The organism is Streptococcus entericus DSM 14446 (genome assembly GCF_000380025.1).
GTDB lineage: Bacteria > Bacillota > Bacilli > Lactobacillales > Streptococcaceae > Streptococcus > Streptococcus entericus.
The window spans coordinates 1-12,542 of sequence record NZ_KB904174.1 but is presented as its reverse complement, the minus strand read 5'-3'; the positions used below and the strand labels follow the sequence as shown (position 1 = coordinate 12,542).

Genomic DNA, 12,542 nt, shown 5'->3' with positions numbered 1-12,542 from the left:
AACCAATAACCCTGAAACGCCAGCTATCCTCAAGGGCACCGACTACGACCTCTTTGACATCGAGCTGGTCGACAAGGATGGTAATGTCACCAAGCCAACTGCTCCGGTTGACGTTTACCTGCCGATTGATGACGGCAAAGATGTCGCTCAAGTGGTTTACCTACCAAATAGTGACCAGAGCCAAAGCCTGTCATTCACAACAGTGACTCGTGATGGCAAGCGCTATGCCAAATTCACCGCAGAGCACTTCAGTGAGTATGGTATTGTTTATGAGCCACAATCAACACCAGTTCCAGAACCAGTTCCAGATCCAGAACCAACACCGGATCCAGAACCGACACCAAATCCGGATCCAAAACCAACACCGGTTCCAGATCCAGAACCGACTCCAAATCCGGATCCAAAACCAACGCCAAATCCAGACCCAGACCATGTTCCGACTCCAGGAACCCCTGGTCAAGGTGGTAATACACCAGATAAACCTGTGGACAAGGCTAAATTGGCGACCGATTTGCTCAAAGCAATTGATGCATCCAACTTAACTGACGAACAAAAAGGCGATTTGGCTGTCAAGGTAGCATTNGCAGAAACTGAAGCTGAACTCGAAGCCATCAAGGCAGAAGTTGCTAAGCTTNTTAAAGCGACAAGCCGACCAGCTACAGCTCCTGCAGCTTCAGCACCAGCCTCAGCGANAGCAGGTAAGAAGGGACTCCCTGCAACAGGCGATGCCCACACAGCTCTAGCCGCTGTCGGCGCAACAGCCCTCTTATCAGCCCTAGGCTTAGCCGGACTGAGAAGACGAGCTAGATAAGCTAATAAAAACTAGATTGGTCATGAACCAGTCTAGTTTTTTATGCTTTTATTTCTTAGGATACCTCATCTAAATCTAAACTATGGTATAATAATCCTATGACAAATTTAGATGCATTGACAAGGTTGAAAAAAGAAACGTTATCCTCAGTGACGGTTCTTTTTGGAGAGGATGTTGGCTTGTTTGCCCATATGAAAGAGACCTTGCTGAAACAAATTGGCTATCATCCAAGTGACTTGACCTACTCTTATTTTGATTTGTCGGCAGTACGTTATAGTGATGTTGCTATGGATTTGGAGAGTCTGCCTTTTTTTTCAGAAGAAAAAGTAGTTATTTTGGACAACGTCCTAGACATCACGACAACAAGAAAGTCTTACCTGACTGAACAGGAACTAAAGCAGTTAGAGGTCTATCTGGAACATCCACTAGAGACAACACGATTGATTATCTGTGCGGCTGGAAAACTGGATGGAAAGCGACGGCTGGTCAAGTTACTGAAGCGTGATGCCCTTCTTTTAGAAGCTAGTCCCCTATCAGAAGATGAATTGCAGAAGTATTTTATCAATCTGGCTCGGACATCAGGTCTATCTTTTGAGGCGGGAAGTTTTGATGCTTTGATGAGAAAGTCCCAGTATGGTTTCGGACAGTTGTTAAAAAATATGAGTTTTTTGACCAACTACAAAGGCTCAGGCTCAGCTATTTCTTTGAAAGACATTGACGAGGCTATTCCAAAGAGTTTGCAGGATAATATTTTTGATTTAACTAAGTTAATCTTGTCAGGGAAGGTGACTGAAGGTCTGGGATTGGTAGCTGATTTGCGCTTGCAAGGTGAGGATGAGGTCAAGTTAATTGCCATTATCTTGGGGCAGTTGCGTTTGCTCTTGCAGGTTAAGTTGTTGTCGCGACGTGGTTTTGGTGAGCCTCAGCTAGTCGCAGAGTTGTCTGATTATCTTGGGCGGTCGGTTCATCCTTATCAGGTGAAAGTTGCTCTGAGAGATGGTCAGCAGTTGCCTGTGGAACGGTTAAAAACAGCCATTAAGACTTTGATTAAGACGGATTTTGAGATTAAATCAGGACTTCATGAGAAAGCTTATTTGTTTGAGATTGCCCTGTTAAAACTGGCTAATCAGTCCCATAAAAGCTAACAAATGTGTCGTGAGAAGGATAGCAGGCAAAAATCTTGAAAGCTCTGCCATTTTACCGTATAATAAGAGTATCAAAAGAAAAGAGGTATTGACCAAATGGCGATTATTTTACCAGACTTGCCTTATGCTTACGATGCATTAGAACCTGTGATTGATGCGGAAACCATGACACTCCATCATGACAAGCACCATGCGACCTATGTGGCTAATGTTAACGCTGCGCTTGAAAAGCACCCAGAAATCGGTGAAGATCTGGAGGCTTTGCTGGCTGATGTGGACAGCATTCCGGCTGATATCCGCCAAGCTGTCATTAATAATGGTGGTGGTCATTTGAACCACGCGCTTTTCTGGGAACTCTTGTCTCCAGAGAAAACAGAGGTACCAGCTGAGCTTTTGGCTGATATCGAGGCAACTTTTGGGTCATTTGACAGCTTCAAAGAGGCTTTCACAGCAGCAGCAACGACACGGTTCGGTTCAGGTTGGGCTTGGTTAGTGGTAAACAAAGATGGCAAGCTCGAGGTTACTTCGACTGGTAATCAGGACACACCAATCATGGCAGGATTGACCCCAATCCTTGGTTTGGATGTTTGGGAGCACGCCTACTACCTTAACTACCGCAACGTCCGTCCGAACTACATCAAAGCTTTCTTTGACATCATTAACTGGACTAAGGTGGCTGAGCTCTACACGGCAGCCAAAGCTTAATCAGGCAGACTATTTTATTGACAGAGGCTGGGACAAATCCCAGTCTTTTTAAGCATTTCATGGGATGTAGTTAAGTTGCAGTAGCAGCTATTGGTAGGCTTCTCTGCGGTTTTTAAAAGCTAGGTCTTGAAGGAGTGCGAGAGGAAAAATCTTATCACTTGTTGAGTTATGTCCTATACCTATCTCCTTTAAGTTGTCTAACCTTATTCATGTTAGCCAGCTGTTTGAAAATTTGGTATAATAGACCCAAGAATCTATCTCTGTCAATGACAGCTTAGTTAATTACTGACCTGATGGTCATCGCTTGAGGGAAACAGAGCAGAAAGGAATAGCCATGAAATTAGTCTATACCGATTTGGCCAATGATTTAACACAACTCTTAGCCCAGCAGGCACAAAGCTATGCTGATGCTGGTAAGAGGGTGTTTTATATTGCACCCAACTCCTTATCGTTTGAAAAAGAGCGTCGTGTCTTGGAATATCTGCCGAGTCGGGCTTCCTTTGCCATCACGGTGACGCGTTTTGGTCAGATGGCGCGCTATTTGACCTTGTCTCGTCAGAAAGGTCAGAAAACGATTGATGAGCTAGGGTTGACACTGGTAATATATCGGGTTTTAGCTGGTTTGACTGATGGGGAACTCCGTCGCTATCAGTTGCTCGGCACTGATCCAGCCTTTATCGCTCAACTAGTTGATTTTTATAAAGAATGGCAGAGCAGCGACTTAGATTTAGCCGAACTAGCTGCTTTTGAAAGTGATAAGCTATCAGATATCTGTCTTATCATGGAGAAAGTTAATGAAGCTTTGGTTGACTTAGATTTTTCAACACAGTCGACCATCAGCCAGTTGCGAGATGATATAGAAGCAGGTTTGTTGACAGAAGACCTTGCTCAGGTGGTTGTTCTTATCGATGGTTTCACACGATTTACTGCAACGGAAAAAGCACTCATCCATCAGCTCAATCAGATTTGTCATGAGGTAATGATAGGGACTTACGCCAGCCAATCTGCCTACAAATCACCTTATCAAGCAGGCCAGCTCTACCAAGCCAGTGTTGAGTTTTTAAGGCAATTAGCAGAAGAATTTGCCACTAAGCCTACTTATATGACCTTAGGAAGCCCTGAAACTTTCTTTAGTCGAGTGACTGCTCAATTAGAGAACAGTTATGCTTACCGCGACGTTGATAGCTTTCTCACCGATGATGACAAAGCTAGGATTCAGATCTGGCAAGCCAGCGGTATCAAAGAAGAGTTGGAACTTGTCGCACAGAGCATTCGCCAGAAGTTAGATGAAGGGTATCGCTATAAGGATATGCTGGTTTTGCTTGGCGATGTTGAGGCCTACCAGTTACAGCTGGGGCAGGTTTTTTCGACCTATGCCATCCCCTATTATCTCGGTCAAGCAGAATCGATGGCAGATCATCCCTTGGTTCATGTTGTCGATAGCCTTGAGCGGCTCTATCGCTATCAGTTTCGTGCAGAAGATGTTCTAAACCTCATTCAGTCAGGGCTTGTGGGACAGCTTGACCAGATGGCGATTGACCAATTTGACCGCTATGTGAGTTATGCCTTGATTAGAGGGAAAAAAGGATTTTCAGAACCCTTTGTTAAAACAAACGGGCGATTTGACCTCGACCAACTCAATCAGACGCGCCAAGCCATCATGAATCCTTTGCTGGCATTTATGCAAGCAGATGGCTTGCCTGTCGAGAACGTGCTTGAGCACTTGTTAGGCTTTTTTGAGTCTGTTGATTTACGTCACCATTTAGCAGCTCTCGCTTCAACAGGCAGTCAGCAGGAAGCAGAAAAACACGAGCAGGTTTGGAAAACCTTTTGTGCGCTTTTGGAACAGCTTCAGCTGATTTTTGCTAAAAAGACCTTACCTTTGATGGAGTTATTGGGACTACTCAGGGCGGGTATGCTGGCTGCGACCTATCGGATAGTCCCTGCAACCCTTGATGTGGTTAACATTAAGTCTTACAACTTAATCGAGCCCCATACCAAGCCATTTGTCTTTGCCATTGGGCTCAGCCAGTCAAACTTCCCAGAAATTGTCAAAAATGTCAGCCTGCTGTCAGATGAGGAGCGTCTGTCCATTAACGCCCATCTGACAATAGGGGAGCTAGACCTTCCTGGTGGAGATAACCTGAAGCGAAATAACTACACCATGGTGTCCTTGCTAAATGCAGCGACACAGGAATTGGTCTTGTCCAGTCCGACCATGCTTGGTGAGACCGAAGACACAGCATCAACCTACATGAATCAGCTAGCGGAGTTGGGCTTGCCTGTCGTTCACCACAAGCGCTCATATCACTCTCCTGTTGATGTGGCAACCTATCGTAGCCTCCTGTCTCGTTTGGTTGAGGCCTATCAGACAGACCTTGAACTTGACCAACTGGATAAAACATCGGCCGATTATTGGTCGGTTCTGATTCGTCGCTTACGTCGGAAAATGGCAGAGCAGGGTTTGGTGCTACCTGAGGTGAGCGCAGATGTGGTAAGCAGGCCACTTAGTCCTGAAACCCTTGCTGTGCGGTACCCGAGAGACTCTTCCTTACGCCTATCAGCGTCGTCGCTCAGCGATTTTTATAACAATGAATATAAATTTTTCCTGACCCATGTCCTGCGCCTGCAAGAGGAAGACAGTATTTTACCAGATGCTAGACAACACGGTATTTTCTTTCATCGGGTGTTTGAATTGGTGACAGCAGATAAGTCTAAGACAGATTTTGATGTCAAGTTGGATAGGGCTCTAGAGCAGGCGAGCCAAGAGCCAGAGATTGCGATGCTTTACCAGCAATCAGCTCAGACACGGTTTGCCCATGACTTGATGACCAGTATGATTCGTCAGACTGCCCAAGTGTTAAAAGAACAATCGCCTGTCGATATTGTCGGTGAAGAGCTTAATTTTAGCTTTACCAATCAGAAGAAAGCCACTTTATCAGGGGGGCGCGAGCTCGTCATCACTGGTAAGATGGATCGTCTCGACAGACTGTCTGATTGCCAAAGTTATGGTGTTGTCGATTACAAGTCGAGTGACCAGCGCTTTAAGCTTAGTGATTTTTACAACCGATTAAGCCCTCAGTTGTTGACCTATGTGGCAGCTCTGAAACAGTCGAGTGATTTTGCGCAGGTGGACGATGTTTTTGGTGCCATGTATCTTCAAGTTCACCAGCCTCTGGTTGCGCTGTCTAAGGCGACTTCCACAGCTGACTTACTTGCAGCAGCTCATCAAGATGTTACTTATAAGGGGCTGTTCATCACCGACCAGACCAACCTCCTCGACCAGCGTTACAGCAGCAAAAATAATACCTATACCCAAGATGAGCTGGCAACGTTGCTTGAGTATAACGCCCACCTCTACAAGCAGGCTGCTGAAAGCATATTATCTGGTCATTTTGCCATCAATCCTTATACGAGAGATGGGCGCTCAGTTGCAGGTGATCAGCTGAAAAGCATCACGCGCTTTGAGGCAGATTTGCATCTGGGACAGGCAAGGCGATTGCAGCAATTTCCACGTACCGACCAGCGCAAGCTGATTTTCGAGGCGATGGCAGAAGAATTGGCTAAGGAGAAGGAGGACCATCATGCGTGAACCATTTTTAACAGAAGCTGAGATTGCGCGATTGGCTGAGGCAGAGCAGACGAGTGATAAGAAACAAAAGCGGACTAAGGAGCAGATTGAAGCCATTTATAGCCACGGTCAGAATATTCTGGTGTCTGCTTCTGCTGGTTCAGGGAAGACCTTTGTCATGGTGGAGCGTATCATTGATATGCTAAAACGTGGGGTTAGTATCAAGGAACTGTTTATCTCAACCTTTACCGTCAAGGCAGCTGGTGAATTAAAAGAACGCTTGGAAGATAAACTGACAGCCTTGATTGCCAAAACCAGTAACCCTGAGCAGCTAGCGCATTTGTCTCGACAGCTGGCGGATGTGCAGCTGGCAGATATTGGTACCATGGACGCCTTTACCCAAAAGCTGGTTGGCGAATACGGCTACCTTTTGGGGTTATCGCCGAAATTTCGGATATTGACAGATAAGTCAGAGCAAGATTTGCTGAAAAAAGAGGTGTTTGATGACCTGTTTGACGATTACATGAGGGGGACATCAGCGTCAGTCTTTAAGCAGCTGGTGCGCAATTTTTCAGTTAATCGTAAGGATGTCAAGGCCTTTCGCCAAGTCGTTGATCAGATTGTGACCTTTGTCCAGTCGACGCCAGATCCTCAAGTCTGGCTCAGGGAGAGCTTTTTACCTGAGGAGAGGTCATCTGAAGAGGTTTTAAGTGCCCTTAGACAGTCAGGGTTAGGCTTATTAGATGACCTAGAGCAGTTTTTTCAAGCTCACCTCCGGCATGAAGCTCAGCTATTTCCCAAAGCCAAATATCTGGAAAATGTGCAAGCAATCGTAGATCGGTTGACGCTAGTTGAGCTGACAGTAAGCCTTGAGGAGCTTGAAGAGCAGTTGCAATACGTGGTTGATATAGCTGCGACGTCCAAGGGTCGAGGCCTGACCAATGCGACGCGAAAAGAGGAAACCAAGGTCATCAAAGAGGCCTATAATGCCAATCGTAAGGACTTGATTGAGCAGGTCAAGGCTTGGCTGGCTCAGCTCTATCAAACGCGAGTTGTACTAAATTATCAAGATGGGGCATTGCCACTGCTTGAAGTGCTTCAAGACTTTGCTAGTGATTTTTGTCAGCAATATTTGGAAGTCAAGCAGCAAGAACGGGCTTTTGAATTTTCGGATATTAGCCACTTTGCGATTCGGCTCTTGAGTGAGTTTGATGAGGTGCGTGAGGCTTATCGCCAGCGTTATCAAGAAGTAATGGTCGATGAGTATCAGGACACCAACCATACGCAGGAATGCCTATTGGAACTTTTATCGCAAGGCAATAATCGGTTCATGGTGGGTGACATCAAGCAGTCCATCTATCGTTTTCGTCAGGCAGACCCTCAGATTTTCAATCAAAAATTTAAGCAGTATCAGATTGATCCGTCAGCTGGACGTTTGATTTTATTGAAAGAAAATTTCCGTAGTCAAACAGAAGTTTTAGAAGCGACAAATGCAATCTTTACTCGCTTGATGGACGAGGAAATTGGTGATTTGGTTTACGATGAGAGCCACAACTTAGTAGCTGGTTCTCCTGGTCAGACCATTGTAAACACGGCTAATCGTTGCCAATACCTCATCTACGATACGGACCAGGAACTTGATGACGATAACACCAATACGGTAACTCAGGGCGAGGTAGACCTCGTTGTTAAGGAAATCATTGCCCTGCACCAATCAGGGGTACCATTTAGTGACATCACGCTTTTGGTGTCCTCGCGCTCACGCAACGATGGCATTTTGAGGACCTTTGACCGCCACGGCATTCCTTTGGTGGCTGATGGTGGCGATATGTCCTATCTTCAGTCGGTCGATGTGCTCGTCATGCTCGATACCTTGCGCACCATCAACAATCCGCTCCACGATTATGCTTTGGTCGCCTTGTTGAAATCACCCATGTTTTCCTTTACTGAAGATGAGCTGGCGCGAATCAGTTTGCAAGCAGACGAGACCGAGCGTCTCAGTTTTTACGAGAAACTTTGTCTGGCTCAGCACGGCGATGGGCAGCACCCTCATTTAATCTTACCGGCATGTCGTGACAAGCTCAGCCATTTCCAAAAGTACCTGACAAAATGGCGGCAGTATGCTAAGGGACATCGTCTTTATGACTTGATTTGGCTGATTTATCAAGATCGACTCTATTATGACCATGTCGGACTTTTGCCAAATGGGGAAAAACGTCAGGCTAATCTCTATGCCTTGGCGCTTCGTGCCAATCAGTTTGAAAAAACAGGGTTCAAGGGCTTACCACGCTTTATTCGAATGATTGACCGTATTTTAGCGACAGATAATGACTTAGCTAGTGTTGAGCTAGCACCGCCTAAGGATGCGGTTAACCTGATGACCATTCATAAGAGCAAAGGGTTGCAGTTTGCTTATGTGTTTATCTTGAATATGGACAAGGCCTTTGACCAACGTGATGAACGTGCTCATTTAGTCATCAGTCGTCAACATGGCGTGGGTATCAAGTATATTGCAGATGTCTCTGCTGATTTAGCAACAGAGACAGCACCTCTCAAGCAGGTGTTGGTGTCGCTGGACACCATGGCTTATCAAGCCAATCAGCGTGAGTTAAGACGTGCTAGTTTATCTGAGCAGATGCGCTTGCTCTATGTTGGCATGACGCGGGCAGAAAAGAAATTGTATTTAGTTGGCAAGGGAAGTCAAGAAAAGTTAGCTGAACGATACGAGGGCCAATTGATTGATGGACGGCTGCCCGTAGCTCATCGTGAAAAACTATCATCTTTTCAAGATTGGGTGTTGGCAGTGGCTAAGGCAGATAAAGACTTACCGATAGAGGTGTCCTATGTTCGAGACGAGGACTTGACGCCAGAAAAAATTGGTCATTTATCTTCTTCTGTGGCTGACTGGTCTAGTCGACAGCAAGCTGTGCGACAGACAGATGACATCAAGCAGGCTTTGGAACGCTTAGAGGCTGTTGAGAGCCTTAATCAGCGTTACCGCTCAGCCATTAACCTGCCGACCGTCCGGACACCAAGCCAAATCAAGGAGCGTTACCAGCCCATCCTTGACAGTCAAGCCCTGTCGGTGATGGAACAGGTGAGTAAGCCTGCTCGTTTTGACTTGCCGATAGTTGGGGGAGAGACCGTTGCCACAGCTCAGCTTATCGGTTCGGCTGTGCATGACCTGATGCAGCGCGTCGAGATGAAGCCATCCGTGGGTCTTGAAGACTTGAAACAGGCACTAGATGAGGTTCCTGTTAGCGCACAGGTCAAAGCCAAGATTGATTTGGAAAAATTATTTGGCTTTTTTGACACATCGCTAGGACAGCTGTTAGTGACACATGCGGATCAGCTTATCCGTGAAGCGCCTTTTGCCCTATTGACCGTAGATGAGGACAGCAAAGAGGAATTTGTTGTACGGGGGATTATTGATGGTTTTGTTCGGTTGGAAGACAGGATTATCCTGTTTGATTATAAAACAGACAAATACAGTGACCCTGGTCAATTAGTGGCACGTTATCGCCCACAGATGAGCCTTTACGCTCAAGCCCTGCAACAAGTTTATGGCAACCAACACATTGAACAGTTTCTGGTCTTACTGGGGGGCGATAAGGTTGAGGTGGTTAGTCTCTAAAGACTATCGTGATAAGATAAAGAATCCGATTATTTCTTAGTGAGATTATAATGGACTAATTGATGAGAGAGTGGGGCATTTCATGACAGTGTCTCACTCTTTATTGATAGGTAACATCTTTGCTTGGTGCTACCTGACAGTCATGACATGAAAAAGGGGGAGGAATTTTTCTTTTGCCCCTTTTATTTTTATAGAAAAGTGGTACAATAGGTCTAACGATTTTTTGAAAGGACTGGATATGAAGAAAAGTTTTATTGATCAGCAGGGTGAGATTTCTTTTGTCAAAAATACCTTTACCCAATATTTGATTGACAAATTAGAGATTGTTGAAGTGCAGGGACCGATTTTGAGCCGCGTCGGTGATGGGATGCAAGATAACCTATCTGGGGTGGAGAATGCGGTGACGGTCAATGTGAAATTGATTCCAGATGCTGTTTATGAGGTGGTGCATTCCTTAGCAAAATGGAAGCGACATACTTTAGCACGTTTTGGTTTCAATGAGGGAGAAGGGCTCTTTGTCCACATGAAAGCCTTGCGACCTGATGAGGATAGTCTCGATCCGACCCACTCGGTGTATGTGGATCAGTGGGACTGGGAAAAGGTCATTCCTTCGGGACGACGCAATTTGACTTACCTTAAAGAAACAGTGGAGCAGATCTATAAGGCTATCCGTCTGACAGAGCTAGCAGTGGAAGCTCGCTATGATATTGAGTCTATTTTACCCAAGCAGATTACTTTCGTTCACACCGAAGATTTAGTTGCTCGCTATCCAGATTTAACCAGCAAGGAGCGGGAAAATGCTATCGCAAAAGAATACGGAGCCGTCTTTCTCATCGGTATCGGAGGTGTTCTGGCTGATGGTAAACCTCATGATGGTCGGGCACCTGACTATGATGATTGGACAACGCCGTCAGCTCAAGGCTACAGAGGCTTAAACGGAGATATTCTAGTCTGGAATGATCAACTGCAGGCAGCATTCGAGTTGTCCTCTATGGGTATTCGAGTAGACGAGGCTGCTCTTCGCCATCAGTGCGAATTGACAGGTGATACCGAGCGTTTGACCTTTGACTGGCACCAATCATTGTTAAATGGTGAATTTCCACTGTCAATTGGTGGTGGTATCGGGCAGTCACGTTTAGCAATGTTTCTCTTGCGGAAAAAACACATTGGAGAAGTTCAGTCCAGCGTTTGGCCAGCATCTGTTCGCCGAGAATTTGAACACATTTTGTAACCCATGCTGATAGAAGATCATATTTTTCAACACAGACAATTTCAGGTGGATAAGTTACTGGCTTATGGGTTCAAAAAAGATGGCGAGGTTTATCGCTATAAAACACCCCTTCTTGATGGTCAATTTGAAGCCCATCTGATGATTTCTGAGCAAGGTCAGGTGTCTGGTTGTTTGATTGACACAGATTTGGCTGAGGAGTACACCGCTTTTCGAACCAAGCAAGCAGGTGCTTTTGTTGGTCAAGTCAGGGAGGCTTATCAAGCCTGTTTGGAACAGATTGCCCATTCTTGTTGCTCGGAACAATCGCTTGTCTCACGACAGGGTCAGGCTTTGGAGCGGTATCTCTCAACGACATTTGGTGATGTTGCAGAGGAATTTGGACGATTTAAAGGCATCTACTCTTTTAAACATCCTGCTAATCAAAAATGGTACGGTCTTGCATTGCGCCTGCCTTTTGGAAAGTTAGACTTAGGAGATGAAGGCTATTCGGCTGAAAGGTTGGAAGAAGAGGTTGAAGTCATCAATATCAAAATCGATCCAGCAGCCAAAGCAACTCTGATTAGCAAACCCGGCATCTATCCTAGCTACCATATGAATAAACAACACTGGGTGACCATAGTGCTTGATGGCGGACTAACGGATGAGCAACTAGTTGAGCTTGTCACAGAGAGTAGAGAACTCGTCAGCCAATTGAAAGCACAATCGGATTTGGCAACAGATTATTGGATCATTCCTGCTAATCCAAAACACTACGATATTGATAAGGATTTTGCAAGCAGCCGCTTTGTTTCTTGGCCACAGAAAAAAGGTATGTCAGTTGGTCATACTGTTTATATCTATCTGACAGCGCCCTATCGTTGCCTCAGATATGCTTGCCGAGTGGTTGAAGTATTTCCTGATAGGCAGGAAATGCTGTTGGAATGTTTGGCAACTTTTTCCGATCACACCTATCCGATGAGTTTCTTACAAGAGCATGGCGTCACCAACATCCGAAGCACCAGGCGAATGACAAAAGAACTGGTAAAGGCCTTGACAGGAAAGTAATGGTTGCTGACACTATTGTTAATGTCGTGTTTGATAGTATAGGCAGATATTGGGCATCCTAATGAGCATGAACAACCCCCTGCTACCGATTGGAGTAGCAGGGGGCTTTATTATGTGACTTTAAGTCCGTCACGCTCCGAAGGTGCGTGACCAATAAACCACCCGCTATGCGGGTGCGCATCGAAGGTTATACCAAAAAAACTCCAAACGCGATACAATAAAGGTGTTCAAGCCTATTGTAGAGCGAAAGGAGAAAACTATGGCTCAAAAAGCACATCGTTTATCACACACAAAGTGGAATTGTAAATATCACATTGTGTTCACCCCTAAGTATAGACGAAAAGTCATCTATAATCAATAGCGAAGCAGTCTAGGCGAGATATTCCACCGTTTATGTAGCT

The 12,542-nt window shown here is 45.5% G+C and carries 7 protein-coding genes and 1 pseudogene; all 8 read left to right on the top strand.

Annotation, left to right across the window (positions count from 1 at the left end; genetic code table 11):
• Positions 1–151 precede the first annotated feature (151 nt).
• Positions 152–811 (top strand): LPXTG cell wall anchor domain-containing protein, encoded by a 660-nt coding sequence (locus tag A3GW_RS11705; protein ID WP_473965403.1) that lies wholly within the window; start codon positions 152–154, stop codon positions 809–811.
• 98 nt (positions 812–909) lie between these two features.
• Entirely contained in the window at positions 910–1,956 is a 1,047-nt protein-coding gene (holA, locus tag A3GW_RS0106830; RefSeq protein ID WP_018368543.1) for a DNA polymerase III subunit delta, read from the top strand.
• Between the two features lie 96 nt (positions 1,957–2,052).
• Entirely contained in the window at positions 2,053–2,661 is a 609-nt protein-coding gene (gene sodA, locus A3GW_RS0106825; RefSeq protein ID WP_018368542.1) for a superoxide dismutase SodA, read from the top strand.
• A gap of 334 nt (positions 2,662–2,995) precedes the next feature.
• The gene (gene rexB / locus A3GW_RS0106820) at positions 2,996–6,253 is read left to right on the top strand and encodes an ATP-dependent nuclease subunit B (RefSeq protein ID WP_018368541.1); all 3,258 of its coding nucleotides are present in this window, start codon (positions 2,996–2,998) and stop codon (positions 6,251–6,253) included.
• Entirely contained in the window at positions 6,243–9,866 is a 3,624-nt protein-coding gene (gene addA / locus A3GW_RS0106815; RefSeq protein WP_026216637.1) for a helicase-exonuclease AddAB subunit AddA, read from the top strand. The genes rexB and addA overlap by 11 nt, the downstream gene beginning before the upstream one ends.
• Positions 9,867–10,104: 238 nt before the next feature.
• Positions 10,105–11,097, top strand: coding sequence for an aspartate--ammonia ligase (asnA, locus tag A3GW_RS0106810; protein ID WP_018368539.1), 993 nt, complete (start codon positions 10,105–10,107; stop codon positions 11,095–11,097).
• Between the two features lie 45 nt (positions 11,098–11,142).
• Positions 11,143–12,141: an MmcQ/YjbR family DNA-binding protein gene (locus A3GW_RS0106805; protein WP_051070801.1), complete on the top strand. Its 999-nt coding sequence runs from the start codon at positions 11,143–11,145 to the stop codon at positions 12,139–12,141.
• Positions 12,142–12,400: 259 nt separating this feature from the next.
• A pseudogene (locus A3GW_RS11510) lies at positions 12,401–12,499 on the top strand (transposase); the annotation flags it as partial.
• Positions 12,500–12,542: the final 43 nt, after the last annotated feature.

Bases quoted from the DNA above. Each gene is read 5' to 3' on its own strand.
- rexB (WP_018368541.1), top strand. From the start codon at position 2,996: ATGAAATTAGTCTATACCGATTTGGCCAATGATTTAACACAACTCTTA.
- asnA (WP_018368539.1), top strand. From the start codon at position 10,105: ATGAAGAAAAGTTTTATTGATCAGCAGGGTGAGATTTCTTTTGTCAAA.
- holA (WP_018368543.1), top strand. From the start codon at position 910: ATGACAAATTTAGATGCATTGACAAGGTTGAAAAAAGAAACGTTATCC.
- sodA (WP_018368542.1), top strand. From the start codon at position 2,053: ATGGCGATTATTTTACCAGACTTGCCTTATGCTTACGATGCATTAGAA.